Raw genomic sequence first — 26,157 nt, forward strand, 5'->3', positions numbered from 1 at the left:
CCGCGATGAAGGGCTCGTCGCCGGTCACCTATCACCCTCCCCGGCCTCGTCACCGATCACGTTGACCTGGAGCGAGACCCGGGTGGCGCCGGCCTGGAGGGCCTTGCGCAGCAGCGCCTCCACCGCGCCGAGCACCCGGTCGGCGCCGCCCTCGGCGGTGTTGCCGAAGGGGCCGACGTCCACGGCGTCCAGCTCTGCCGTCTCTATGACCTCGCGCGCCACCAGGGCGTGCGCGGGCGCTTCGTCCAGGTCGAAGGGCTCGGTCGTGAACTCCACTCTCAATCGCACGCGCTCAACCTAACGCGCGAGGCCGTCATGGGGGCGGCTCTCGCGGACCCCTCTTGACAAGCGGCGACACACGACGGCAATCTTCCATTACGCAGAAACGAACTTCCGTAATACGGAATCTCGACCCAACGGAAGGGAGCGCGGCCCGAATGCCAGGTTTCGAGTGGAGCACCGCCGCAGACCAGCGCTTCAACGTCAACCTGTCGATCCTCTTCACGGAACTCCCGCTCCTGGAGCGCCCCGCGGCCGCCGCCGCGGCGGGCTTCTCCGCGGTCGAGCTGTGGTGGCCCTGGATCGACTCCCCCACTCCGGCCCGGTCCGAGCTGGACGCCCTGAAGAAGGCGATCGAGGACGCGGGAGTCCGGCTCACGGGCCTGAACTTCTACGCCGGGCGGCTGCCGGGCCCGGACCGTGGCGCCCTGTCGCTGCCGGGCGAGGAGTCGGAGAAGTTCCGCGCCAACATCGACGTGGCCGCCGACTTCGCGGCCTCCCTCGGCTGCACGGCGCTCAACGCGCTGTACGGCAACCGGGTCGAGGGCGTGGACCCGGCCGAGCAGGACGCGCTGGCCCTGGAGAACCTCGTCCTCGCGGCCCGGGCGGCCGACCGGATCGGTGCCATCCTGCTGATCGAGGCTCTGAACAAGCCCGAATCGCCGCTGTACCCGCTGGTGTCGGCGCCGGCCGCGGTGGAGGTCGTCGACAAGGTGAACGCGGCGACGGGGCTCGGGAACGCCAAGTTCCTGATGGACCTGTACCACCTGTCCATGAACGGCGAGGACCTGCCCGCGGTCATCGACGCCTACGCGGCGAAGACCGGGCACGTGCAGATCGCCGACAACCCCGGCCGCGGCGCCCCCGGCACCGGCTCGCTCCCGCTTGAGGAGCTGCTCGGCCGGCTGAGGAAGGCCGGTTACGACGGCTGGGTCGGCCTGGAGTACAAGCCGGGCGACCGCCCGAGCGCCGAGGCGTTCGACTGGCTCCCGCGCGAGGCCCGCGCGGCCCGCTGAGCCGCCGGCCCCCGCGCACCGGCCGCCCTTCACAGACGTACTTGCCGCAGTAAGAGAGGCACCCCCGAAATGAGCAACCTTCCCAAGATCGCTTGGATCGGCCTCGGCATCATGGGCTCCCCCATGTCCGAGAACCTGATCAAGGCGGGCTACCAGGTCACCGGTTACACCCTGGAGAAGGAGAAGCTGGACCGCCTGGCCGCCGCCGGCGGCAGCGCGGCCGGCTCCATCGCCGAGGCCGTGCGCGACGCCGACGTGGTCATCACGATGGTGCCCGCCTCCCCGCAGGTCGAGGCCATCGCCTACGGCCCGGACGGCATCCTGGAGAACGCCAAGTCCGGCGCCCTGCTGATCGACATGTCCTCGATCACCCCGCAGACCTCCGTGGACCTGGCCAAGGCCGCCAAGGACAAGGGCATCCGGGTGCTCGACGCCCCGGTGTCCGGCGGTGAGGCCGGCGCCATCGAGGCGGTGCTGTCGATCATGGTCGGCGGCGAGCAGGCCGACTTCGACCAGGCCAAGCCGATCTTCGAGGCGCTCGGCAAGACGATCGTGCTGTGCGGTCCGCACGGCTCGGGCCAGACGGTGAAGGCCGCCAACCAGCTGATCGTCGCCGTGAACATCCAGGCGTGCGCCGAGGCCGTGGTCTTCCTGGAGAAGTCGGGCGTGGACCTTGAGGCCGCCCTGGACGTCCTCAACGGCGGTCTGGCCGGCTCGACCGTGCTGGCGCGGAAGAAGGACAACTTCCTCAACCGCGACTTCAAGCCCGGCTTCCGTATCGACCTGCACCACAAGGACATGGGCATCGTCACCGACGCCGCCCGCAACGTCGGTGCCGCGCTCCCGGTCGGCGCCGTGGTCGCCCAGCTGGTCGCCAGCCTGCGCGCCCAGGGCGACGGCGGCCTGGACCACTCGGCCCTGCTGCGGGCCGTCGAGCGCCTGTCCGGCGCCCAGGTCTGACGACCCCTCGGAACTTCCGGGCCGCGGCGCCGCTGACACCTGTCCTGTCGCGCCCAGGCGGCGCCGCGGCCCGGAATCGGTTTCAACAAAGTGTTGACGCTCAGATCGCCCCACTTCTAGGCTCCACAAAGCGGAAACAGTTTTCCGCTGACACCCGCACGGAAGGTCCACGATGTCGAAGCGCGTGCTCACGACAGAGTCCGGCGCACCGGTCGCCGACAACCAGAATTCCGCCTCCGCCGGCGTCGGCGGCCCGCTCCTGATCCAGGACCAGCACCTCCTGGAGAAGCTCGCGCGCTTCAACCGCGAGCGGATCCCGGAGCGTGTCGTGCATGCCCGCGGTTCCGGCGCGTACGGCCACTTCGAGGTGACCGACGACGTCACCGGTTACACCCACGCAGACTTCCTCGGCGAGATCGGCAAGCGCACCGAGGTGTTCGTGCGCTTCTCCACCGTCGCCGACAACCTCGGCGGTGCCGACGCGGTCCGCGACCCCCGCGGCTTCGCGGTGAAGTTCTACACCGAAGAGGGCAACTACGACCTCGTCGGCAACAACACCCCGGTGTTCTTCATCAAGGACCCGCTGAAGTTCCCCGACTTCATCCACTCGCAGAAGCGCGACCCGTTCACCGGCAAGCAGGAGCCCGACAACGTCTGGGACTTCTGGGCGCACGCCCCCGAGGCCACGCACCAGGTCACCTGGCTCATGGGCGACCGCGGCATCCCGGCGTCGTACCGCCACATGAACGGCTACGGCTCGCACACCTACCAGTGGACGAACGCCAAGGGCGAGGCCTTCTTCGTCAAGTACCACTTCAAGACGAACCAGGGCATCCGCTGCCTGTCCACCGAGCAGGCGCAGGAGCTGGCGGGCAAGGACCCCAACTCGCACCAGACCGACCTGCTCCAGGCGATCGAGCGCGGTGTGCACCCGTCCTGGACGCTGTACGTCCAGATCATGCCGGCGGCCGAGGCGGCGGACTACCGCTTCAACCCGTTCGACCTGACCAAGGTCTGGCCGCACAAGGACTACCCGCTCCAGCGCGTGGGCCGGCTGGTCCTCGACCGCAACCCGGACAACGTGTTCGCCGAGGTCGAGCAGGCCGCGTTCTCCCCCAACAACTTCGTGCCCGGCATCGGCCCGTCCCCGGACAAGATGCTCCAGGGCCGGCTGTTCGCCTACGCGGACGCCCACCGCTACCGCCTCGGTGTCAACCACACCCTGCTCGCGGTGAACGCCCCGAAGGCGGTCCCGGGCGGTGCCCGGAACTACGGCCGCGACGGCTTCATGGCGGTCAACGGCCAGGGCCGGCACGCCAAGAACTACGAGCCGAACTCCTACGACGGCCCGGTGGAGACCGGCCGCCCGCTGTCCGCCCCGCTCGCGGTGGCCGGCTACACCGGCAGCCACGTCGCCCCGGCGCACACCAAGGACGACGACTTCTTCCAGGCCGGCGAGCTGTACCGGCTGATGTCGGAGGAGGAGAAGTCCCGTCTCGTCGCGAACATCGCCGGCGGCCTCTCGCAGGTCTCCCGTGACGACGTGATCGAGAAGAACCTGGCCCACTTCCACGCCGCCGACCCCGAGTACGGCAAGCGCGTGGAGGAGGCGGTCCGCGCCCTGCGCGAGGACTAGTCCCAAGGCTGCGTCCGGGACGTGACGGGGAGGTCGTGCCCCGGACGCGAAGGCCCCGCCGCCCCGGGTGATCCGGATGAGGGGTGATCACCCGGTACGGCGGGCAGGGCGAGGACCGCGGTGGCGTGCGAGCCAGTGCGGTGGTGAAGGAGAACCGGGCTCCCTTCTCGACCAGAGGGAAGGGACGTCCGCCTCCGTCGCCGCCACCGCGGTCCCAGCCCCACCTCCGGCATCACCCCGGAGGTACCCGAGCCCCGTCCGGCGGCGCGAATGACCTGTCGCGCCCAGCCTCGCGCCGTCGGACGGTCACCATACGTGCGCGAAGCGCTCCCTCCGGTCCGGAGGGAGCGCTTCGCGCTGTCCGCGTCCGGGGCTCCGGCGTGCGCGTCCCCCGTATGCGCAGCACGCTGAAGGCATGGGCAACCCGACACAGCACCCGCACATCGTGGTCCACTCCCCCGCCCTGGACGGCTCCCGGCGGGTCACCGAGGGGGATGTGACGCTGGGGATCGCCTCGCACCTGGACGATGTCGTGGAGATCCTGCGGCTGGCCGACCTGGACCGGATCGAGGTGGAGGAGAGCGACCTGATCGAATGGCAGGGCGGCGGCCCGGACGACTGGCCCGGACTCGGGGAGTACGACATCTGACGGCGCCGACTGCGGCAAGGAACGCGGCCCGGCTACGCACACCTCGGCATCGGTTCCCGCCGTGCCGGACCCGTACGCGGTCACGCTGCTGCGCGGGGGTGACCGCGCCGCCGTGACCGTCGCCGTGGTCGCGCCGCGTCTGCGCGGGGCGGTCGAGGCGGGCCGGCCCGGCACGCTGCGCGAGACCGCGACGGGCGTGGCCGCGTCGGTGCGGCACCCGCTGGAGAAGGCGGTCCGCACCGGCCTGTACCGGCCCGCCGGTCCGTCGGAACCGCCCGTGCGGGCCGTGGTGCGCCGGGCCCTCGCCCGGCTGCGGGCCGGGCTGACGGCCGAGGGGCTGCTGCGCCCGCTGCCGCCCCGGCGCACCCGGGCGGCCCGCCGTGTGCCGGCGGCGCTGCGCGAGCGCCGGCCGCTGCTCCAGGGCCCCGACGGCCTGTCCGAGGAGGAACTGCTGCTCTGCGTCGCGCCGTACGGCGAGCGGGCGCCGGCCGTCCTCGTGCCGGGCTTCGCCGGGTGCCGGCTACCGCCGGTGCTTCGGCGACGCGTACGGCCGGTACGGGGAGTACGGCGCGGTGCCGGCCGGACCGGGGGGCGACCGCGGCGGTGGGGTCGGGGGCGGTGGATTCGGCTGTGGGCATGGCGAAGGGGCGGCCCGTCCCCCCGGGCAGGCCGCCCCTGGCTTGTGTCCGGTCTGTCAGACCTTCAACGTCTTGATCGACGTCGGCGCGTGGCCGGGCTCGGTGGCCAGGTCCTCGAACTCGGAGATGTCGCTGATGTCCATGGTGCGGCTCATCGAGATGTTGGTGATCCGCTCCAGGATCGCCTCCACGACGACCGGCACCCGGTACTCCGCGGCCAGCTTCTTCGCCTGCTCGAAGGCGGCGCCCAGCTGGTCCGGCTCGGTGACCCGGATGGCCTTGCAGCCGAGCCCCTCGGCGACCTTGACGTGGTCCACGCCGTAGACGCCGAGCTCCGGCGTGTTGATGTTCTCGAACTCCAGGTTGACCTGGAAGTTGATGTCCAGGCCGATCTGCGCCTGACGGATCAGGCCCAGGTAGGCGTTGTTCACCAGGACGTGGACGTAGGGGATCTTGTGCTGGGCGGCGACCGCCAGCTCCTCGATCAGGAACTGGAAGTCGTAGTCGCCGGAGAGCGCGACGACCGGGGAGTCCGGGTCGGCCTTGGCGACGCCGATCGCGGCCGGGATGGTCCAGCCGAGCGGGCCGGCCTGGCCGCAGTTGATCCAGTGGCGCGGCTTGTAGACGTGCAGCATCTGCGCGCCGGCGATCTGGGACAGGCCGATGGTGGTGACGTACCGGGTGTCCGGGCCGAAGGCCTTGTTCATCTCCTCGTACACGCGCTGCGGTTTCATCGGCACGTTGTCGAAGTGCGTACGGCGCAGCAGGGTGGCCTTGCGCTCCTGGGTGGAGGCCACCCAGGCGCCGCGGTCGGGCAGCTTGCCGGCCGCCTTCAGCTCCTTGGCGACCTCGACGAACAGCTCCAGGGCGGCCTTGGCGTCGGAGACGACGCCGTAGTCCGGCGGGAAGATCTTGCCGATCTGGGTGGGCTCGATGTCGACGTGGACGAACTTGCGGCCCTGGCGGTAGACGTCGAGCTTGTAGCCGGTGTGGCGGTTGGCCCAGCGGTTGCCGATGCCGAGGACGAAGTCGGACTCCAGGAAGTTGGCGTTGCCGTACCGGTGCGAGGTCTGCACGCCGACCATGCCGGCGTTCAGCTCGTGGTCGTCGGGCAGCGCGCCCCAGCCCATCAGGGTGGGGACGACCGGGGTCTGGGTCAGCTCGGCGAACTCCACCAAAAGGTCGGAGGCGTCGGCGCCGATGATGCCGCCGCCGGCCACGATGACCGGGCGCTCCGACTCCAGCAGGAAGGTGAGGGCCTTCTCGATCTGGGCACGGGTCGCGGTCGGCTTGTAGACCGGCAGCGGCTCGTAGGTCTCCGGGTCGAACTCGATCTCGGTGAGCTGGACGTCGATCGGCAGGTCGATCAGGACCGGGCCGGGGCGGCCGGAGCGCATCAGGTGGAAGGCCTGCTGGAAGACGCCGGGGACCTGCGCGGCCTCCAGGACGGTCACCGCCATCTTCGTGACCGGCTTGGCGATCGAGGCGATGTCGACGGCCTGGAAGTCCTCCTTGTGGATGACGTGCGTCGGCGCCTGTCCCGTGATGCACAGGATCGGGATGGAGTCGCCGATGGCGGAGTACAGGCCGGTGATCATGTCGGTGCCGGCCGGTCCGGAGGTGCCGATGCACACGCCGATGTTGCCCGGCTTGGTACGGGTGTAGCCCTCGGCCATGTGCGAGGCGCCCTCGACGTGGCGGGCGAGGGTGTGGTTGATGCCACCGCCCTCCTTGAGGGCCTTGTAGAACGGGTTGATCGCCGCGCCCGGCACACCGAAGGCGTCGGTGACGCCCTCGCGCTTGAGGATCTCAACTGCCGCGCGGGCAGCGGTCATACGAGCCATCGAGTACTCCTGCTTCGGCCTCTCGGATGCGTACTCCCGTCGCGCCCCGCGGTGAGCACGGTCTCCCGATCGTCAGTCTCCGCAACCTTTTCCGTATTGCGGAATATAACTTCTACTATCTGGAAGCAATGTAAGCGGGTGGGCGAAGGTCGTCAAGAGCGGTCCGGGGACCGGAAAACACCGGAGGGCCGCCCGTACCGGTACGGGCGGCCCTCCGGAAAAGGGGAAGGGGTAGGGCTCTCAGGTGCCGTACGCCTCCCGCAGCTCCACCTTGCGCACCTTTCCGGACACCGTCATCGGGAAGGAGTCGAGCAGCCGGAGCCGGCTGGGGATCTTGTAGTGGGCGAGCCGGCCCGCGCAGAAGGCTTGCAGCTCCTGGAGGGTGGGCGGCTGCGCGGGATCGCTCGGGATGACACAGGCGAGCACCTCCTCGCCGTACCGCTCGTGCGGCACCCCGACGACCTGGACGTCCCGGATCTTGGGGTGGGCGTAGAGGAACTCCTCGATCTCGCGCGGGTAGATGTTCTCGCCGCCCCGGATGATCATGTCCTTGATCCGGCCGACGATCTCGACGTACCCGTCCTCGCGCATCACCGCGAGGTCGCCGGTGTGCATCCAGCGGCCGGCGTCGATCGCCTCGGCGGTCTTCCCGGGCTCGTTCCAGTAGCCGAGCATCACGCTGTAGCCGCGGGTGCACAACTCCCCTTCCGTTCCCCGGGGCCGGGTCACGCCGGTGGCGGGGTCGACGATCTTGACCTCCAGGTGGGGCAGGACCCGGCCGACGGTGGCCGTGCGGTGCTCCAGGTCGTCCTCGATCCGCGTCTGGAGCGACACCGGTGACGTCTCCGTCATGCCGTAGCAGATGGACACCTGCTCCATGTGCATCTCGGCCACCACCCGCTTCATCACCTCCACCGGGCAGGGGGAGCCCGCCATGATGCCGGTGCGCAGGGAGGACAGGTCGAACTCCGCGAAGCCGGGCAGGCTCAGCTCCGCGATGAACATGGTCGGAACGCCGTACAGGGAGGTGCACCGCTCCCGCTGGACCGCCTCCAGCGTGGCCTCCGGGTCGAAGGAGGGCGCCGGGATCACCACGCAGGCGCCGTGGGAGGTGGCGGCCAGATTGCCCATGACCATGCCGAAACAGTGGTAGAAGGGAACCGGGACGCAGATCCTGTCCTGTTCGGTGTACGCGATCATCTCCCCCACGAAGTAACCGTTGTTGAGGATGTTGTGGTGGGAGAGGGTGGCCCCCTTGGGGAACCCCGTGGTACCCGAGGTGTACTGGATGTTGACGGGGTCGTCGCAGGACAGTTCCTCGAACGGCTCCGCCGAGGCCTCGGGGGTGGCGCGCGCGAGCAGCGCCTCCCAGCCCGGGTCGCCGAAGTAGACCGTCTCGCGCAGCCCGGGCAGCCCGGCCCGTACCTCCTCGACCATCGCGCGGTAGTCGCTCGTCTTGTGTCTCAGGGAGGCGAACAGGAAGGACACACCGGCCTGGCCCAGGACGTAGGCGACCTCGTGCGTGCGGTACGCCGGGTTGATGTTCACCATGATCGCGCCGAGGCGCGCGGTGGCGTACTGGACCAGCATCCACTCCGGGCGGTTGACCGCCCAGATGCCCACCCGGTCCCCCTTGGCGACCCCGCTGGCGCGCAGCGCGTACGCCAGCCGGTCGACGTCGGCGCCGAACTCGGCGTAGGTCCAGCGCCGGCCCGACTCCACGTCCACGAGCGCCTCGCGGTCCGGCCAGGCCGCGACGGCCCGGTCCAGGTTGGCGCCGATGGTGTCACCGAGGAGCGGGGTGGTTCCCGTCCCGTGGGTGTACGAGGCTTGAGGCCCGTGGTCGTACGGGGTCGGTACCGTCACCGGAAGTCCTCCTCGCGGTACTCGTCGGAGGAACCCGCGGCCGTGGCCTCGCGCAGCTCGATCCGGCGGATCTTGCCGGAGACGGTCTTGGGCAGGGCTCCGAACTCCAGCCGGCGGATGCGCTTGTAGGGGGCGAGCACCTCACGGGAGTGCTCGAAGAGGATCTTCGCGGTGCCGGGTCCGGGCTCCCAGCCCTCGGCGAGCACGATGTACGCCTTCGGCACGGCGAGCCGCAGTTCGTCCGGGGCGGGCACCACGGCCGCCTCGGCCACCGCCTCGTGCTCCAGCAGCGCGCTCTCCAGCTCGAACGGGCTCACCTTGTAGTCGGAGGACTTGAACACGTCGTCGCTGCGCCCGATGTAGGTGAGGTAGCCCTCCTCGTCCCGGGTCGCGATGTCCCCGGTGCGGTAGTAGCCGCCCGCCATGGCCTCGGCCGTGCGGTCCGGGTCGCCGTGGTAGCCGGTCATCAGGCCGGCCGGGCGCTCGGCCAGGTCGAGGGCGATCTCCCCCTCGGTGACCCCGGGCGCGCCGGAGACCGGGTCCAGCAGCAGCACCCGGAACCCGGGGCTGGGCCGGCCCATGGACCCCGTCTTCAGCGGCTGGCCGGGGGTGTTGGCGACCTGCACGGCGGTCTCGGTCTGGCCGAAGCCGTCCCGGATGGTCACCCCCCAGGCGCGCCGGACCTGTTCGATGACCTCGGGGTTGAGCGGTTCACCGGCGGCCACGGCCTCGCGGGGCGGGTTGGCCAGCCGGGTGAGGTCGGCCTGGATGAGCATCCGCCACACCGTCGGCGGGGCGCAGAAGGTGGTGACGCCGGCGCGGTCCATCTCGGCCATCAGCCGGGTGGCGTCGAAGCGGGTGTAGTTGACGACGAAGACGGTCGCCTCCGCGTTCCACGGCGCGAACAGGTTGGACCAGGCGTGCTTGGCCCAGCCGGGCGAGGAGATGTTCAGGTGGACGTCGCCGGGCTTGAGCCCGATCCAGTACATGGTGGACAGATGACCGATGGGGTAGGAGGTGTGGGTGTGCTCGACCAGCTTGGGGCGGGCGGTCGTGCCCGAGGTGAAGTAGAGCATCAGCGGGTCGTCGGCCAGGGTCGGGCCGTCCGGGACGAAGTCGGCGGGGGCCGCGTAGGCGTCCTCGTACGGCTCCCAGCCCTCCTCGGGCAGACCGCCGACGCTGATCCGGGTGTAGCCGCCGGGCACGCCGTCGAACTTGGCGGTGTCCTCCGCCCGGACGATGGCGTGCCGCACCCGGCCCCGCTCCACCCGGTCCCGCAGATCGGCCGGGCCGAGCAGCGGGGTGGCCGGGATGACGACCGCGCGCAGCTTCATCGCGGCCAGCGCGGTCTCCCACAGCTCGGCCTGGTTGCCGAGCATGACGAGGATCCGGTCCTCGGGGGCGACCCCGCGCTCGCGCAGCCACCGGGCCACCCGGTTGGAGCGCGCGGACAGCTCGGCGAAGGAGAGCCGGGTCTCGGAGCCGTCCTCCTCGACGATGTGCAGCGCCGTGCGGTCGTTGCCCTCGGCGATGACGTCGAACCAGTCCAGCGCCCAGTTGAAGTGCCCGGGCCGGGGCCAGCGGAAGCCCTCGTAGGCGGTGGCGTAGTCCTCGCGGTGTGCCAGCAGGAAATCCCTGGCCCTGCGGAACATCTCGGTCGCCGTCATCCACGTCCTCCTCGGTACCGGACCATTGCCGGGCGGCTCCCCGGCATCGTCTAATCCGTGATGCGGGTCTCACTACCCCCGAACGGGGTGGACCGCACCGAAGGAGCGTCAAGGTGGCATCTGAGGCCGTGGCGGCGGCGGAGATACGCGGCGCGCTGGCCCGGCTGCGGCGTGCCACGGGGCTGCCCGTCGCCTTCGGCGGCCTGGTCGAGTCCGGCCGGCCGCACATCCGCATCAGCGAGCTGAGCGGCACGACCACGGCGGCGCTGCGCTCGCTCGCGGTGACCTCCGGCACCGGGCTGGGCGGCAAGGCGGTGGCGCTGGCCCGGCCGTACGCGGTGCCGGACTACGCGCGGTCGCGGCAGATCAGCCACGAGTACGACGCCCCGGTGGCCGCCGAGGGCATCCGCGCGGTGCTCGCCGTGCCGGTGGTGGTGCGGCGCCGGGTGCGCGGGGTGCTCTACGGCGCGCTGCGCTCGGCCCGGCCGCTCGGCGACCGGACGCTGGACGCGGCGGTGGCGGCGGCGCGGGATGTGGAGCAGGCGCTGGTGGTGGGGGACGAGGCGCGGGAGCTGCTGGCCGCCATCCGGCCGGAGCCGGGGACGGCCGGCCGGGGAGCGGCCTGGGAACACGTGCGCGAGGCGCACGCGGCGCTGCGGGCGCTGGCGCCCCGGATCGCCGACCCGGGGCTGCGGGCCGAACTGCTCGCCGTGTGCGGGCTGCTGACCACGCCGTCACGAGCCGGGGGCGTGGCCCTGGCGCCACGCGAGCTGGACGTGCTGTCCTGGGTGGCGGCGGGGGCCACCAACGCGGCGGTGGCCGAGCGGCTCGGCATCGGCCCGGAGACGGTCAAGAGCTATCTGCGTTCGGCGATGCGGAAGCTGGGCGCCCACACACGAGGGGAGGCGGTGAGCGCGGCCCGGGGGGCGGGGCTGCTGCCGTAGCCCGAAGACAGTTGGGAAACCTGCCCATTCATCCGGTGCCGCTTTGAATTTCCCTCTGCTTGACCGTTTGTTATTTCCCTCACCACGGCTTCCGTCCGAATTTCAGGGATCGTTGCCTAGAATTTGGCCCGGACACGACACAGGAGGGGAGCGGTGACCGTGCGACGGGACTTCCAGGAGTCTGCCAGGTGCCGCCCCGACCTGGTCATCGGCCGCGAGGAGCTGTTCGCCGACGCCCGCGGGCAACTCGCCTCGGGAGGCAGTGTGCTCCTCCACGGCCCCGCCGGAATAGGGAAATCCACCGCCCTACGGGCATTGGCCGAGGAATACGGCGCCAGCGCGCGCACGGTCTTGCGGTGCTCGGCGACGGAGTCCGAATCCCATCTTCCGTTCCTCGCCCTCGCCGATCTGCTCGGCCTGGTCCTGGACGAGGTCTCCCCCCGGCTGCCCGCCGCCCAGCGCACCGCGCTGGAGTCGGCGCTCACCGGCCGCGGCGAGTCCAGCCTCCAGCGCGACGGGCTGGCGCTGCGCCTGGCGGTGCTCTCCGCGCTGCGCGCGCTCGCCGCCGACGGCCCGGTGCTGGTCGTCGCCGACGACCTGCAGTGGCTGGACCCGGCCAGCGCCGAACTCCTCGGCTTCGCCGCCCGGCGCCTGGAGGGCACGCCGGTGCAACTGCTGTGCGCGGTGCGCACGGAGGGCCAGGAGAGCCAGGAGTACGACCGTCAGCTGCGCGCCTGCCCGCCGGGGACCCTCGCCGTCCGGCTCGGCCCACTCACCCGCGCCCAGGTCGCCCAGCTCCTCGACCACCGCGGTCACGGCGGCCTGCCCCGCTCCACGGTCCGCGAGATCCACCGCACCAGCGGCGGCAACCCGCTGTTCGCCCTGGAACTCGGCCGCGCCCTCGCCGACAGCCCCACCCCGCCCCGGCCCGGCGAGCCGCTGCCCGTGCCGACCTCGCTGCGCGCCCTGGTGCTCAGCCGCCTGGACATGCTCTCGGTCCAGGCCCGCCGCACCCTGCTGGTGGCCAGCGCCGGCGCCCGCCCCACCCCGGCCCTGCTGCACGCGGCCGGCCGGGAGAACGCCGAGGCCGAGTGCGCCCAGGCCGCCGAACTCGGGCTGCTGGCCACCGAACCCGACGCCCCCGCCGTACGGTTCGCGCACCCGCTGATCTCCGCCGCGCTGTACGCGGAGGCGCCCGCGCACGAGCGGCGGGCGGCGCACGCGGCACTGTCCACCGCCGCCTCCGACCCGATAGAACGGGCCCGGCACCTGGCGCTGGCCACCACCGGCACGGACCCGGAGGTCGCCGCCCGGCTCGCCGAGGCCGCCGCCCTCGCCCGGGACCGCGGGGCGCCCTCGGTCGCCGCCCAGCTCGGGCTGCTCGCCGCCCGGCACACCCCCGCCGACGGCAGCCCGGGCCCGGAGGAGCGCCGGCTCGCCGCCGCCGAGGACGCGATCACCGCCGGGGAGGTCGACCTGGCCCGGGACATCGCCCGGGAGGTGCTCACCCGGACGAGTGTGCCCGCCGACCGGGTACGGGCCTGGATCATCGTCATCGACACCGCCGGCCACACCATGGCCGAGGTCGACGCCGTCTTCCCGCAGGCCCTCGCCGACGCCGGCGACGACCCCCGGCTGCTGGCCCTGGTCCACTACCAGCTGGCCTGGCGGGCGCTGATCGTGGAGGGCGACTTCACCGAGGCCCGGCAGGCCGCCGCGCACGCCGCCGAGCTGGCCGCGCGCGGCCAGGACCGGCGCACCGAACTGCTCGCCCTCGCCTTCCAGGCGCAGACCGAGACCCTGATGGGCCATCCGGAGGCACCGCGCACCATCAAACGCGCCCTGCGGGAGCCCCAGGACCCCCGGGTGGCCTGCCATCACAACGGCGCGGGCAGCGCCCGGTTCCGCTGGCTGGTCATGGGCGACCAGCTGGCCGAGGCCCGGACCACCGTCACCGCGCTGCTGCGCGAGGTCCGCCGGCGCGGCTCGGTGGAGAGCGAGGTGCACTTCCTGCGCGGCCTCGCCGAGACCGAACTGCGCGCCGGGCACTGCGGGCGCGCCCTGGACCTGGCCCGCGACGGCCTGCGGCTGGCCCGGGACTCGGGCATCGGCGAGACCGCCTCGGCGATGCTCACCTCGCTCGCGGAGGCCTCCGGCGGCGATGTCGACCGGGCGCTGGCGCTGGCCCGGGAGGCGGTGCAGCACGCCGAGGAGGACGGCGACCAGATGTACCTCTCCCGGGCGCTGGGCGCCCTCGGGTACGCCCAGCTGGTGGCCGGGGACCCGGCGGGCACCGTGCGTGCGCTGCGCCGGGTGCGCAGCCTGGAGCTGGGGCTCGGCATCACCGACCCGGCCCGGGGCCGCTGGCAGGGGGATCTGGCCGAGGCGCTGGTGCGCACCGGCGAGGTGACCGAGGCACAGGACGTCATCGACGTGAGCCGGGAGCACGCGCTCAGGCTCGGCCGGGAGAGCGTGCTCGCCGTGCTGGACCGGTCCGAGGCGCTGGTGCGTGCCGCCCGGGGCGACCGGGAGGCCGCCCTCGCCCAGCTGACGTCCGCTCAGGACCGGCTCGGCAAGCTCGGCTACGGACTGGAGGAGGCGCGGGCCGCGTTCGCGCTGGCCCGGCTGCGCGGCCGGGGCTCCGGCACGGCGGCCTCCGACGAGGCCGCCCGGATGTTCCGGCGCTGCCGGGCGCTGCCCTGGCTGCGCCAGGTGGAGGACGCGCTCGCCGCCCCCGAGCCGCAACCGGTGCCGGACCGGCCGGAGGCGCCGGCCGCGCTGGAGGTGCTGGCCGCGATGGAGCGTCAGGTCGCCGCGCTGGTCATGGAGGGGGCCACCAACCGGGAGATCGCGGCCCGGCTGTTCATCAGCGTGAAGACGGTGGAGGCGACCCTGACCCGGGTCTACCGCAAGCTGGGGATCCGGTCGCGGGTCGACATCGTCCGATTGGCGGCGGCTCGGCGGGCGCGCTGAGCACGGCCCTAGTTAACTGAACCGGACCGAGGGTTTTCCCTCACCCAGCCCCCTTAGGGGGTTCCCTCATTGGGGGCCGTGGGTCCCGGGTCCTAGCGTAAAGGGCGTGCCGCTCGCCCGGGCACACGGGGTCGGTCCTGCGACCTCCCCGTGCACACCGCCCACCGACACCCGCGCGACCCCCCACCGGTGCAACCCCCACTGAGGAGACTCATGTTCGGGCACAGACGTGTGAGAAAGACCGCCGCGACCCTGGTGGCCACCGCCGCCGCCGCGGCGACCGCACTGCTCGCCTCCCCCACGGCGAGCGCCGCACCCCAGCCCATCGTCGGCGGTACGACCACCACGACGACCGCGTACCCGTTCATGATGCAGATCACGGACGCGTCCCAGAACCAGTTCTGCGGCGGCACCCTGGTGTCCCCCACCAAGGTCGTCACCGCCGCGCACTGCATGGTCGGCGAGACCACGAGCAGCGTCCGCGTGGTCGGGGGCCGGACCTACCTCAACGGCACCAACGGCACGGTGAGCCGGGTCAGCAGGATCTGGATCAACCCGGACTACACGGACGCCACCAACGGCGACGACGTGGCCGTGCTGACCCTGTCGACGTCGATGCCGTACACCACGGCCAAGTACGTCACCTCCTCGCAGACGAGTGTCTACGCGGCCGGCACCTCGGCCCGGATCCTCGGCTGGGGGACCACCTCGGAGAACGGCAGCTCCTCCAACCAGCTGCGGACCGCGACCGTGCCCGTCGTGTCCGACACCAGCTGCCGTTCCTCCTACGGTTCGGACTTCGTCCAGTCCGACATGGTGTGCGCCGGATACTCCTCCGGCGGCGTGGACACCTGCCAGGGCGACAGCGGCGGTCCCCTGCTCATCGGGGGCGTCCTGGCAGGGATCACTTCCTGGGGCGAGGGGTGCGCGGAGGCCGGTTACCCGGGTGTCTACACCCGGCTGACCACCTTCTCGAACCAGGTGACCGCGCAGGTCAACTCGTAGCCCGGAAGATTTCCCGAGTATCCCTCGGGTATGTACCGGGGGGCGTTGCGGGCCACCACGAGCGGCCCGCAACGCCCCCTCTCCAATGCCCGGCCCTCCCCTGGCCCCGCGCGCGGGCCCGCTACGTCCGGTCGCACACCGACGGCAGCCAGGTCAGGCCCCGGGTGCGGCCGAGGGCGTCCAGGGAGCGCAGCAGCCGGTCCAGGCGGCCCGGGTGGGCGAGGAATTCGATGGCCGCCTCGGCGAAGGCGTCACGGACCGCGGGCGGCATGGCATCGGAGGCGTCGAAGCAGTGCGCCGTCCGCTCGTCGCGCAGGGCGCGGGCGAGGGAGCGGTGCCAGCCGGAGCCGTCGGCGGCCGGCGGCAGGCCGGCGTGCACGGAGAACCCGGACTCCCCCTCGGCCCAGGCCCGTTGGGCGTCGGCCGAGGCCAGGTAGCGGATCAGTTTTCGCGCCTGGGGAGTGTCGTGCAGCAGGGTGACGAGGTCCCCGGAGACCTCCCAGGCGCGCGGGGCGGACGCGCCGAGAATCAGCTCGGCGGAGGAGATGTAACGGCCGTCGGCCTGCCGCCAGGCGGGCCGATCGCGGATAAACGACGCCTGGTGCTCCAGCGTGCAGCCGCGCGGGTGTGCGGTGACCGGATCCGACGCCGACTGGTACGGGGTCTTCAGGGCCCGCCGGACCAGATCCGGGTCGCCGCCGGCGCCGACCAGGTCGCGCCAGGCCGTCCAGGCCGACCGCACCTGCGGGGACCGCCAGGACAGGTCGCCGCGCGCCCAGCGTTCGTAGACGGCGGGGCCGTGGCGCTGGAGCAGGATGTCCTCGATCCAGTCGGTGCCGGGCCAGCCGCTCGTGGCGCCCGAGCCCATGCCGACGCACCACGCGTCCGGCCGACGCGCGGCCTGCCTCAACTCCCGTTCGCCGAGGCCGGCCGGATACCAGACGATGCTCTTCACGTCCGCCTTCAGCGGAAACCAGTACACGTGCCCGTCCGCCAGCGGGGTGGACCAGGACGGACCGAAGTCCTCGCGGCGCACCAGGTCGTCGAGCGGCACGAGGTGCTTCAGCCGGGCGTACTCGGCGAGTTCACCGGGCCCGGTGAGCACCACCACGTCGGGCGGGGTGCCGGCCTCGACATCGGCGCCGAGCACCTGGCTCTCGGCGTTGCTGCCCTGGTAGTCGACGCGGACGCCGTACTTCCGCTCGAACGGCTCGATGACCGCCTCGCGGAAGTGCCGCTCGTCGCCGCCGGTCCAGTTGGCCAGCAGGGTCACGGCCGGCTCGCGCCCGAGGGCGCGTACGCCCACCACGACGGCCGCCGCCAGGACGGCCAGGCAGCTCGCCACCACGGTGACGGTGCGCACCATACGGCGGCGGCCGTGCCGGGGGCCGGGGGCGGCCGTCGCCGGGCCGCCGGGGTGCGCGCTCACCGGGGCCTGAACCGGTAGTCGTTGATGTGCCGCCGCAGGCCCGTCTCGGCCAGTGCCATCACCAGGACGCCTCCTATCAGGATCCACACCGCCGCCGCCGCGCGGAAGCCGGTGCCGGCCAGGTACGAGGCGGTGTGCCGCCCCGCGTCGGGGATGAGCCGCCCGGGCAGCGGGCGGTCGAGCAGGGTACGGGTGTCGCTCATCCCCGCTTGCGTCCACACGGTGAACAGCACGGTGACGGCGACACCGGCGAGCGACAGCAGTCCGGCGGCGATGAGTTGCCGGTTGTAGCGGCGCCGGAACCGGTGGCGCAGAAAGCGCTGGGTCTCCAGCAGCGCCGCGATCAGGGCGAGGGCGAGCAGCAGGGTGACGCTCCAGGCGAGCCACAGCAGCGGGCCGAAGGCAGTCTGCCGGTGCACGGCGGCGCGCTGCTGCCGCTGCAGGGCCCTCAGCCGGTCCTGTATGCCGGCGCCCTCCTCCGTCAGGACGCTGGTGGCGTAGCTGAAGTACGCCTCGCGCAACACGCTGCCGTCCGGCTGGAGTTGGGACTGCTGGACCTTGACGGCGTAGACGGTGATCAGACCGGCCACCGTCTGCAGGGCCTGCCGGCCCGCGGGCCGGCCGAGGTCGTCGTCGGCCGCGGCGGCGGCGAGACTCTGCACGGCGACCGAGATCTGCTTCTGGAAGTCGCTCGTCGGGGCCGGCTGGGCGGCGTCCCGCTGGGCCTGGCCGAGCGCGTACAGCGCGGTGTCGAGGGACAGTACGGCGGGTGCGGTGGAGGTGCGCAGCGGGTCCGCGTCGTCGTGCACACCCTGGTACGACACGAACAGCGACAGGGTGAGCAGGGCGGACAGGGCCAGCAGGAGACGGTGACGGACGGCCAGGTCGCGCGCGGTGGTGCTGCCGCCGTCGGGGGGCCCGGAGCCGACGCCGGTGACCCACGAGACCCACCGGGAGACGAACCGGCCGAGAGCACGGGCCCATCGGCCGGCCGTACGGCGGTCGGTGGAGCGGGGCGGCGGTGACGCGGAGGACCGCCGGGACCGCGGGGAGTACGAGGACTGCGGGGAGGCGGGGGACGGTGCGGACGGTGGGCGGGCGGGTGTACCGGCGCCCGTGCCCGGAGCCGTACCGCGCCCGGCACCCGAACCGGCAGGCACGCTCCGTCCGGCGCCGGAACCGGCAGGCGTGCCGCCGCCGGCGCCGGGATCCGGCGGCAGGCCCCGGCCCGCGCCCGCGCCGGGTGTCCCCGCGTTTCCCGGGTTCATGCCGACGCTCCTCTCAGCAGCCGCCCGCAGTCGCCTCCGCAGTAGACGGAGTCGGCCGGGCCGAGCCAGCGGCAGTCCGGGCACTCGACCAGTCCGTCCGGCCGGACGGGCAGGGCGGGGCCGACTGCGCCCGGCGGGGGCACGGAACCGCCCCCGGCGCCCCCGACGGCTCCCGGCCCCTGCCCCGGCGCACCGGGCGTTCCGGCCCAGCCCGCGCCCACGCCTCCTGGCCCCGCGCCGCCCGGGGGCACATGGTCCCGCGCCGCGTCGTTGTGTGCCGCGTCGTTGTGTGCCGCGTGGTTCCGCGCCACATCGTTGTATGCCGCGTCGTTCTGCGCCGCAGGGTCCGGAGCCGCAGGGTCCGGGCCGGGGCCGCCCGGGGCCGCGTCGGCCGGACCCGCGCCGCGCGGACCCGTACCGGCCGGCTCCGCGCCGCCCGGGCCCGCGTCGACCAACCCCGCACCACCCTGACTCGTACCGACCGGCCCCGCACCACCCGGACCCACGTCGCTCGAACCCGCACCATGCGGACCCAACTCGCCCGGGCCCGCACGACCCGGACCATCCGGACCCGAGCCGCCGCCCACCCCCTCGGCGGCCCTGACCGCGCCGCCGCCGTCAGGGCTCCCGGGAGCACCGGTTCCCGGCGGTCCCGGCCGCCCTGCCCCGCCTCCCGCCGGCCTTCTCGCCGCACCGGCACCCTCTCGCCCCGCACCCGCACCCGCGGCCCCCCTGCCCTCCGCTCCCGAAGGCTGGCGTGGAGGGGTCGTCAGGGCGCTGGAGAGGATGAGGTGTTGCCAGTCGACGTCCTTCAGGCCGGGGCGGATGCGGGCGGCGCCCGGGGCGGACTCGATGAGGCGGAGGGCGCCGAGCAGTTGGGCGTCGCCCAGCTCGGCGGCCAGGGCGAGGGCGCGGGCGAGTTCGCGGTCCGCCGTCTCCCGGCCCTCCGCGCCGCGCAGCCAGGCCCGGTACGCCTGGGCGACGGCGGCGCTCGCCCGCTGGTACAGCTCGTGCCGGCGGACCCCGGGATGCCGCCGGGAGGCGTCGAGCGGATCGTCGGTCCAGCGCACCAGGATGGGCCGGGGCGGCGGCAGCCGCAGCGCGCGCCGGACGCCGGGTACGACGATCTCCACGGCGGCCAGCTGGAGTTCCTCGCCGCTCTCCCGGCCGGTGGGGTCGGCGGTCAGGACGACCTGGAAGTGCCGTACCTCGTCGCCCCAGGCCCGGGTGACGTACTCCGCGGCGCGACCACCGGCGCCGACGGGGACGGGTTGCAGCTCCTGTTCGTTCGGTACCACCTGTTTGACCTGGCGGATCACCGTGCCGGGGGTGGTGGGGGTGAGCCGGATGCGCAGCTCGGGCACCGCCGTGCCGAGCAGTCCGGCGATCAGTTCCTCGTACGCGGCCGTCAGTTCCGCCTCGCGGCGGACGGCCCGGGCGCGGCCGTGCAGCCGCCGGGTGATGGTCAGCAGCAGTTCGGCGTCCCAGTCGTCGCCGATGCCCCAGGCGTCGCAGACGAACCGGCCCGCGCAGGCGTCGAGCACGGTCTCCAGCGGCCGGCCGGAGCGGTGGTCGTGCTCGTTGCGGCCGTCGGTGAGCAGCAGGACGTGTTTGACGGGCGCCGGCTGGTCCTTGAGCAGCCGGCGGGCGAGGTCGAGCCAGGCGCCGATGGCGGTGCCGCCGTCCGCGTCCAGGATGCGGACCGCGCGTTCGGCGGCCTCGCGTTCGCCGGGCCGGGCGACGGCGAGTACCTGGCGGCCGGGCCCGGGGTGCACCACGGTGGCGTCGAACCGTCCGGACAGGACGGCGAAGGCGGTGCCGAAGGGCAGCATCCGGACGGCGGCGGCGGTGGCGTCCTTGGCCGCGTGGAGTTTCGCCGGCGGGTGGAGCATCGAGCGGGAGGTGTCGACGATCAGCACTTCGGCGAGGGCGGGTCCGGTGCCGGGCGCGGGGGTGGCGTGCGGCGCGCCGGACGGGCCGTGGACCGCGATCTCCAGGATGGCGTGCATCTCGCGTTCGGAAGGGTGCCCGGCCGGGTCGGGCAGGGCGGGCAGCTCCGTCCGCTGGCCGACCTCCAGCGTCACCTCGGTCTCCTCGGCCACGGTCATCGCTGTTCTCCCCGGAGCTGGTGGGCGGTTCAGAAGGTGGTCACGGGCCGCACGGCGTGGGCCAGGTCGAGCAGCCGGCCGTGCTCCCCCGCGGTGCGGGCCTGCGCGGCGAGTTGCCGGAAGGACTGCTCCAGCCGGGTGCGCAGCCCGTCCTCGTCCCCCTCGCCCAGGAGGTCCCCGGCGGGGAAGTCCGGTCCCCAGCCCTGGGCGGGGCGGCTGTACAGGGCGTTCTCGCGGACCTCGGCGACCAGCCGGGCCCGGGACTCGCCGTCCGCGGCGCCGCCGTCCAGGCGCAGTCCGGGCAGCCGCCGCGCGGCGTCGCGCAGGCCGGCCGGGGTGGGCGGCGTGCCGTGCAGGATGCCGGCGCGGATACGGACGGCCGCGACACGGGCGGCGTCGTGGTGCCGGGAGGTGGCGGGGATCTCGTCGAGGACGCGTACGGCGGCGTCCCGGTCGCCGGCCGCGAGGTGGCCGCGGGCCAGGCCGAACGCGGCGGCGGCGTGCGCGAAGTCCCGTTTCCAGACGGCCTCGTAATACCGCATGGCGCGGTCCGGGTGGGTGCCGCCGGTGTGTTCGGCGCAGTAGCCGAGGGCGAGCTTGGGGACGTACTCGCCGGGCAGCGCCTGGTAGACGGCGTCGAAGCGGGTGCCGGCGTACCCCACCTCGCCCTTGCTGAGGTGCAGTACGCCGTGGTGCCAGGCGATGCGCCAGTCGTGGGCGGCGGCACGTTCGCCGAGCTGGGTCTCGGCCTCGGCGAGCCAGCTCTCGGCCGCTCGCTGCTCGCCCTTTCCCAGGTAGGCGCGGCACAGCCACAACGCGGTCTCGGGGGTGCCGAGGCGGGATTCGCGGGGCCACTGCCGGGCGACCCGGTCGGGGGCGTCGGGCGGGAAGGAGTCGAGCAGCAGGGCGGCGCCGTCCTCGGGGTCGGGTACGGGCTCGGGCAGGGCCCCGGCCACCTCGGCGGGGTGGGGCGGGGAGGCGTCCAGGCCGGCGGGCCGGTCGCCGGTGCGGCGGGTCCAGTGGCCGAGGGCGGGGATCGCGCCGAGTCCGGCGTCGAGGCCGGCGCCCGACGGGCGGAACCGGGTGGAGCTCTCCGGCAGTTGCTCGCCGAACCGGAGCGCGCGGAATTCGCGCAGTACCTCCCAGAGCTGGCGGGACATCTCGGCGGCGGAGTGGAACCGGGCGCGGGGTTCGGCGTGGGTGGCGCGGGCGACGAGGCGGCGGAAGGAGTCGGCGGCGAGGCCGCGGGCGGGTTCGGTGCCGCGGGCCAGTGCCTGGAGGGTCGTGCCGACGGTGTAGAGGTCGCTGTCGACGTGCCAGCCGCGGCGGTCGATCTCGTCCTTGGGCGGGGCGAAACCGGGCGTGTAGACGTAGGCGGAGGCGAGGTCGCCGACGGCGCGGACGGCGCCGAGGTCGACGACCTTGACGGCCCGGCCGAAGTGGATGACGTTGGCGGGCTTCATGTCGCAGTAGAGCAGGCCGCGTTCGTGCATGTACTGGAGGGCGCCGAGGATCTTGCAGCCGTAGGTGAGGACGTGGTCGAGGCGGGGCCGGCCGTGGAAGATCCGTTCGATGTCGTCGGCGTCCATGAGCTGTTGCAGGGAGCGTCCGCCGATGTAGTCCATGACGAGGTAGCCGGTGGCGGGGTGGCCGGCGCTCCGGTGTTCGGCGTAGGTGACGATGCGGACGATGTCGGGGTGGTGCAGGGCGGTCAGGGAGCGGCGTTCCTCGACGGCGCTGTGGCGGGCGAGGACGTCGTGGACGTTGATCTGGCCCTTGAGGACGACGCGGTGGCCGTCGGCGCGGGTGTCCTCGGCGAGGTGGATCCAGCCGAGGCCGCCGTGGGCGAGGCAGCCGAGCACCTTGTAGTGGTCGGCGACGATGTCGCCGGGGGCGAGCTGGGGCAGCAGCGAGTAGGGCGTGCCGCAACGGGGGCAGCGGCCGGTGGCGCGGGCGGGCTGGCCGCCGTAGCCGACGCCGATGGTCATGGTGCAGCCGCCGGCGCCGCAGCGGCGGCCCCCGGTGGGCGGGCGGGGGTCGGTGAGGAGGACGTCGTCGGGGGCGGGGACCTCGGGCAGGACGACCAGTCCGTGCTGGTCGAGTTCGCCGAGTCCGGCGACGGCGTGCACGGCCGCCGGTCCGGGCGGCTCCTCGGCGGCGGTCGCGCCCGGGGACCGCCCGCGCGGTCCGGCAAGGGACCCGAGGCGCGGTTCGGCACGAGGGCCGGGGTGCGGTCCGGTACGGGGGCCGGGGTGCGGTTCGGTGCGGGGCTCGGCGTGCCGGTGGCCGCAGGTGTCGCAGTAGCCGGTGGCCATGATGCGGCCCGCGCAGCCGGGCCGGACGCACGAAGTCACCACGCGCCCTCCTCCTTGGGTGCGGTGGTGGAGCAGAAGCCGACGAACCGCTCGACGGCGGTCTCGGCCCGCTCCATGTCGCAGGGGGTCTGCCGCAGCAGCGACAGCGCCTCCTCGTAGAGCCGGTACGCCGTGATGACCCGGTCGCCGTCCGCGGCGGCCCGCTGCCGGCACAGCGGCCATTCGGCGCCGACGCGGCCGAGGAGTTCGGCGCGGCGGCGCAGCCGGGCGTCCAGCAGGCCGATGGCGTTCTCCAGGCGCCGCCGGCGGCGGGCGACGGCGTCCTCGAAGGTGAACAGCAGGGCGGCGGCGGTGGGATCGCGCTCCGGGTCGGGGGTGTGGGCGACCCAGGCGCGCAGCATCCGGGTGCGCCGTACGCCGGCCTCGGCGCGGTCGAGCAGCGGACGGGTGCCGGGGCCGGGCAGGATACGGTCCCGGCGGGTGTCGAGGGCCGGTCCCAGTTCCTCGGTGATGCGGTCGAGCTCGGTGTGCAGCCGGGCCCAGCGGTCGCGCAGCGGGCGGTGCACGAGCAGTTCGGCGGCCCGGGCGGCGCGCTCGCCGGGGGCGCGGAAGGCCAGCAGCAGCCGGGCGCCCTGCCGGGCGAGCCGGTCCAGCAGGCCGAGGAGCGCGTCGGGTTCGGCCGCCTCGTCCACGCCGGCCAGTACGGCGGCGAGCGGCAGGCGCAGGGTGCCGAGCCGTTCCGGACGGGGGTCGTCGCGAATGCCGAGGCGTGCGGCGATCCGGTCCATGACCTCGGCGGTGGTCAGTTCCCCGACCTCCAGGGCGAGGTCGTGGGCGCCGGGGGGCGGCACGGTCTCGGGCGGGTCGTGGCCGGCGGCGCTGGTGTTGCGGTGGGTGCGCAGTTCGCGGTCGGCGAGGGTGACGGCGCGCTGGAGGGTGAAGGCGCGGTCGCCGGCGGCGGGGACGACGGTGACGAGCACCGGCCAGCCCTCGCCGCGGAACCAGCGGGCGAGTTCGGTGGCGAAGGGCACGTCGAGCCGGCCGGCGGCGGGGCCGGTGCCGGTGCGCAGCCGGGGGTCGACGGCCTCGGCGCCGTCGGACCAGGCGGCGGCCTGGGGCAGGTGGCTGAGGATGGTCTCGGTGGGGCTCATGTAGCTGAAGGCGGAGCCCGGTCCCCTGTCGACGCTGAGGACGATGCCGATGACGCGGTCGGTGGCGTGGTCGACGACTCCGCCGCCGCTGAAGCCGGGGGCGGCCAGTTCGCCGGGGGTGAGGGGGCGCAGTTGCACCTGGCTGTCGCGGCCGCGGGCGGCGACCAGGGTGGCGCCGTGCCAGCGCCCGCCGTCGTCGCCGTGCGGGAAGCCGTACATGCTGACGGGTCCGTGCGGGGCGGCGAGGCGGTGGAGGCGGGTGGTGTGTTCGGCGGGCAGCGGCGTGGCCAGGCGCAGCAGGGCGAGGTCGCCGCTGCGGTCGCCGAAGGTGTCCTCGCGCTGGGGCACGTGCTCGTCGGGGCGGACGGTGGCGGTGACGGGGCCCAGTCCGGGTACGCCGACCAGGCGGACGGTGTAGTGATGGCCGGGGCGGACGACGTGGCCGGCGGTGAGGACGCGTGCGGGGGCGAGCAGCACTCCCGCGCCGAGGACCCGCCCGTCGGGCGTCTCGATGCGCGCGATCCAGGCGGGTGTCCGTAACCGTGCCGTGCCGACTCGCTCCCCCGTGCGCGTCATGCTCCCCGAGGTTACTCGGAGTACCCGGTCGGTACCACTGGTGTGCACAGGGTCTTCGCCCGGTATCACCCGAGGGGCTCGAACAGGTGCACTATACACGCGGTGTATAGTCCCGGCATGCCTCTCTTGACCGACACGACCGTCACGCCGCCGCACGCGCCCAGGAAGATGCACGGAACGGGCCGGAGGTTGCGTCGCCGGGCCCTCGCCGCCGCGGCGGCCGCGGCCGGCCTGGCGCTGGCCGGCTGCGCCCAGGTCGACACGACCGCCCCGAGCACCGTCCGCGCCGAGGCGGCACATGGCGCGCCGGCCAAGTTCGGCAGCGTCGACTGCCGCAAGGCCAAGTGCATCGCGCTCACCTTCGACGCCGGACCCAGCGAGAACTCGGCGCGGCTGCTCGACATCCTCAAGGAGAAGAAGGTGCCGGCCACCTTCTTCCTGCTCGGCAAGCGGCACATCGAGAAGTACCCGGAGCTGGTCAAGCGGATGGCGGCGGAGGGCCACGAGGTCGCCAGCCACACCTGGGACCACAAGATCCTCACCAAGATATCCGACAAGGAGATACGCGAGGAGCTGAACCGGCCCAACGAGGCGATCGAGAAGCTCACCGGGCACAAGCCGACCCTGATGCGCCCGCCGCAGGGCCGCACCGACTCCAACGTGCACGAGATCTGCAAGGAGCTGGGCCTGGCGGAGGTGCTGTGGAGCGTGACCGCCAAGGACTACACGACCAACGACTCGGCGCTCATCACCAAGCGCGTGCTGGAGCAGTCGTCCCGGGACGGGATCATCCTGCTGCACGACATCTACCCGGGGACCGTGCCGGCCGTGCCCGGCATCATCGACGCGTTGAAGGAGCGCGGCTACGTCTTCGTGACGGTCCCCCAGCTGCTGGCACCCGGAAAGGCGGAGCCGGGCAAGGTGTACCGCCCGTAGCCCCGGCGGCGCACGTGCCGCGGCGCGGCGGACCGGCGGTGCCTACGATCGTGCCGTGCCCCCCTTCTCCCTCACGCGTACGGCGCCCCTCCCGCCGGACGAGGCCTGGCGCCGGCTCACCACGTGGCCGCGCCACGCCGAGGCGGTCCCGCTGACCCGGATCAGGGTGCTCACGCCCCCGCCGAACCACGAGGGCACGCGGTTCGTCGCCCGGTCCGGGCTCGGCCCGTTCGTCGTGGACGACGTCATGGAGGTGACGGTCTGGCGCCCGCCGGCCGGGGATGCGGGCGGGGTGTGCCGGCTGGAGAAGCGGGGCCGGGTGGTCCTGGGCTGGGCGGAAATCGAGGTCCGGCCCGGCCCCGGGGGCGGCAGCCGGGTGGTGTGGCGGGAGGAACTGCGGGTCCGCTTCCTGCCGGGGGTCTTCGACGGCGTACTGGAACGGGCTTCCCGCCTCATGTTCGGCCGGGCCGCCGACCGGCTGCTCGGCCGGTCCTGAACCGGCGGCCGGGAGCCGGCAGGGACGGCAGCCGGCACCGGCCTCGGTGAGTTCCGGGCGCGGGAGCGCCGCTCGGGGGCGGTCTCGTCCGCTTCTACCAAGCGCGCCCAAGCCGCAGGGACCGGGGCCTTCGGGAAACCGCGCGGGCGGGAACGCCGCTCGGGGGTGGTCCCATCCGCTCCCACGAAACCGACCCCAGCCACAAAGACCGCGGCCGTCGGCGAACCACGCGGGCGGAAACGCCACTCGACAGCGGCCCCATCCGCTCCCACGAAACCGACCCCAGCCACAAAGACCGCGGCCGTCGGCGAACCACGCGGGCGGAAACGCCACTCGACAGCGGTCCCATCCGCTCCCACGAAACCGACCCCAGCCACAAAGACCGCGGCCGTCGGCGAGCC

The 26,157-nt window shown here is 73.5% G+C and carries 18 protein-coding genes; 9 read left to right on the plus strand and 9 right to left on the minus strand.

Annotation, left to right across the window (positions count from 1 at the left end):
* Positions 1–24: 24 nt before the first annotated feature.
* The gene (locus ABD350_RS03440; protein ID WP_344346161.1) at positions 25–288 is read right to left on the minus strand and encodes a YkoF family thiamine-binding protein; all 264 of its coding nucleotides are present in this window, start codon (positions 286–288) and stop codon (positions 25–27) included.
* Between the two features lie 149 nt (positions 289–437).
* Here ABD350_RS03440 and ABD350_RS03445 point away from each other — a divergent pair, with 149 nt between their 5' ends.
* The 4 genes from ABD350_RS03445 (at position 438) to ABD350_RS03460 (ending at position 4,540) form a co-directional block, all read left to right on the plus strand.
* A complete protein-coding gene (locus ABD350_RS03445) occupies positions 438–1,295 on the plus strand; it encodes a TIM barrel protein (RefSeq protein WP_344346162.1) in 858 nt (285 codons plus the stop codon).
* Between the two features lie 69 nt (positions 1,296–1,364).
* Positions 1,365–2,255 (plus strand): 2-hydroxy-3-oxopropionate reductase, encoded by an 891-nt coding sequence (locus tag ABD350_RS03450; RefSeq protein ID WP_344346163.1) that lies wholly within the window; start codon positions 1,365–1,367, stop codon positions 2,253–2,255.
* 172 nt (positions 2,256–2,427) lie between these two features.
* A complete protein-coding gene (locus ABD350_RS03455) occupies positions 2,428–3,891 on the plus strand; it encodes a catalase (RefSeq protein ID WP_344346164.1) in 1,464 nt (487 codons plus the stop codon).
* A gap of 415 nt (positions 3,892–4,306) precedes the next feature.
* Complete coding sequence (locus ABD350_RS03460) at positions 4,307–4,540, plus strand: hypothetical protein (protein WP_030777988.1); 234 nt, start codon at positions 4,307–4,309, stop codon at positions 4,538–4,540.
* A gap of 694 nt (positions 4,541–5,234) precedes the next feature.
* Here ABD350_RS03460 and gcl read toward each other — a convergent pair.
* From gcl to ABD350_RS03475, 3 genes are all read right to left on the minus strand, one after another.
* Positions 5,235–7,022 (minus strand): glyoxylate carboligase, encoded by a 1,788-nt coding sequence (gcl, locus tag ABD350_RS03465; protein WP_344346166.1) that lies wholly within the window; start codon positions 7,020–7,022, stop codon positions 5,235–5,237.
* Between the two features lie 240 nt (positions 7,023–7,262).
* Positions 7,263–8,888 carry an AMP-binding protein gene (locus ABD350_RS03470; protein ID WP_344346168.1) on the minus strand — a complete coding sequence of 542 codons (1,626 nt, stop codon included), beginning with the start codon at positions 8,886–8,888 and terminating at the stop codon, positions 7,263–7,265.
* Positions 8,885–10,555, minus strand: a complete 1,671-nt coding sequence (locus tag ABD350_RS03475) for an AMP-binding protein (protein ID WP_344346169.1) — start codon at positions 10,553–10,555, stop codon at positions 8,885–8,887. The genes ABD350_RS03470 and ABD350_RS03475 overlap by 4 nt, the downstream gene beginning before the upstream one ends.
* A 113-nt stretch (positions 10,556–10,668) precedes the next feature.
* Here ABD350_RS03475 and ABD350_RS03480 point away from each other — a divergent pair, with 113 nt between their 5' ends.
* From ABD350_RS03480 to ABD350_RS03490, 3 genes are all read left to right on the plus strand, one after another.
* Positions 10,669–11,499 (plus strand): response regulator transcription factor, encoded by an 831-nt coding sequence (locus ABD350_RS03480; RefSeq protein WP_344346170.1) that lies wholly within the window; start codon positions 10,669–10,671, stop codon positions 11,497–11,499.
* A 153-nt stretch (positions 11,500–11,652) separates the two neighbouring features.
* Positions 11,653–14,472 (plus strand): ATP-binding protein, encoded by a 2,820-nt coding sequence (locus ABD350_RS03485; RefSeq protein WP_344346171.1) that lies wholly within the window; start codon positions 11,653–11,655, stop codon positions 14,470–14,472.
* Positions 14,473–14,685: 213 nt separating this feature from the next.
* The gene (locus ABD350_RS03490) at positions 14,686–15,477 is read left to right on the plus strand and encodes a S1 family peptidase (protein WP_344346172.1); all 792 of its coding nucleotides are present in this window, start codon (positions 14,686–14,688) and stop codon (positions 15,475–15,477) included.
* Between the two features lie 121 nt (positions 15,478–15,598).
* Here ABD350_RS03490 and ABD350_RS03495 read toward each other — a convergent pair whose 3' ends face one another.
* From ABD350_RS03495 to ABD350_RS03515, 5 genes are read right to left on the minus strand one after another with little or no spacing between them, the layout of a single operon-like run.
* The gene (locus tag ABD350_RS03495) at positions 15,599–16,906 is read right to left on the minus strand and encodes an ABC transporter substrate-binding protein (RefSeq protein WP_344346174.1); all 1,308 of its coding nucleotides are present in this window, start codon (positions 16,904–16,906) and stop codon (positions 15,599–15,601) included.
* Complete coding sequence (locus ABD350_RS03500) at positions 16,903–18,174, minus strand: hypothetical protein (protein ID WP_344346175.1); 1,272 nt, start codon at positions 18,172–18,174, stop codon at positions 16,903–16,905. The genes ABD350_RS03495 and ABD350_RS03500 overlap by 4 nt, the downstream gene beginning before the upstream one ends.
* A complete protein-coding gene (locus ABD350_RS03505) occupies positions 18,171–20,282 on the minus strand; it encodes a VWA domain-containing protein (protein WP_344346176.1) in 2,112 nt (703 codons plus the stop codon). Before ABD350_RS03505 ends, ABD350_RS03500 begins: the two co-directional genes overlap by 4 nt.
* Before the next feature lie 29 nt (positions 20,283–20,311).
* Positions 20,312–22,639 carry a serine/threonine-protein kinase gene (locus ABD350_RS03510; RefSeq protein ID WP_344346177.1) on the minus strand — a complete coding sequence of 776 codons (2,328 nt, stop codon included), beginning with the start codon at positions 22,637–22,639 and terminating at the stop codon, positions 20,312–20,314.
* Positions 22,633–24,324, minus strand: a complete 1,692-nt coding sequence (locus ABD350_RS03515; RefSeq protein ID WP_344346178.1) for a trypsin-like serine peptidase — start codon at positions 24,322–24,324, stop codon at positions 22,633–22,635. Before ABD350_RS03515 ends, ABD350_RS03510 begins: the two co-directional genes overlap by 7 nt.
* 168 nt (positions 24,325–24,492) lie before the next feature.
* Between ABD350_RS03515 and ABD350_RS03520 the strand changes: the two genes are divergently transcribed.
* Positions 24,493–25,260, plus strand: coding sequence for a polysaccharide deacetylase family protein (locus ABD350_RS03520; protein WP_344346413.1), 768 nt, complete (start codon positions 24,493–24,495; stop codon positions 25,258–25,260).
* Between the two features lie 55 nt (positions 25,261–25,315).
* Positions 25,316–25,756, plus strand: coding sequence for an SRPBCC family protein (locus tag ABD350_RS03525; RefSeq protein WP_344346179.1), 441 nt, complete (start codon positions 25,316–25,318; stop codon positions 25,754–25,756).
* The last annotated feature ends 401 nt before the right edge of the window (positions 25,757–26,157 follow it).

Origin of the sequence: Streptomyces nogalater (assembly GCF_039532885.1) — a bacterium.
GTDB lineage: Bacteria > Actinomycetota > Actinomycetes > Streptomycetales > Streptomycetaceae > Streptomyces > Streptomyces nogalater.

Excerpts from the sequence above, each read along its gene's own strand:
- ABD350_RS03445 (WP_344346162.1), top strand. The coding sequence starts at position 438 with ATGCCAGGTTTCGAGTGGAGCACCGCCGCAGACCAGCGCTTCAACGTC.
- ABD350_RS03515 (WP_344346178.1), bottom strand. The coding sequence starts at position 24,324 with ATGACGCGCACGGGGGAGCGAGTCGGCACGGCACGGTTACGGACACCC.
- ABD350_RS03475 (WP_344346169.1), bottom strand. The coding sequence starts at position 10,555 with ATGACGGCGACCGAGATGTTCCGCAGGGCCAGGGATTTCCTGCTGGCA.
- ABD350_RS03455 (WP_344346164.1), top strand. The coding sequence starts at position 2,428 with ATGTCGAAGCGCGTGCTCACGACAGAGTCCGGCGCACCGGTCGCCGAC.
- ABD350_RS03505 (WP_344346176.1), bottom strand. The coding sequence starts at position 20,282 with ATGACCGTGGCCGAGGAGACCGAGGTGACGCTGGAGGTCGGCCAGCGG.
- ABD350_RS03490 (WP_344346172.1), top strand. The coding sequence starts at position 14,686 with ATGTTCGGGCACAGACGTGTGAGAAAGACCGCCGCGACCCTGGTGGCC.
- ABD350_RS03520 (WP_344346413.1), top strand. The coding sequence starts at position 24,493 with ATGCACGGAACGGGCCGGAGGTTGCGTCGCCGGGCCCTCGCCGCCGCG.
- ABD350_RS03460 (WP_030777988.1), top strand. The coding sequence starts at position 4,307 with ATGGGCAACCCGACACAGCACCCGCACATCGTGGTCCACTCCCCCGCC.
- ABD350_RS03500 (WP_344346175.1), bottom strand. The coding sequence starts at position 18,174 with ATGAACCCGGGAAACGCGGGGACACCCGGCGCGGGCGCGGGCCGGGGC.
- gcl (WP_344346166.1), bottom strand. The coding sequence starts at position 7,022 with ATGGCTCGTATGACCGCTGCCCGCGCGGCAGTTGAGATCCTCAAGCGC.
- ABD350_RS03450 (WP_344346163.1), top strand. The coding sequence starts at position 1,365 with ATGAGCAACCTTCCCAAGATCGCTTGGATCGGCCTCGGCATCATGGGC.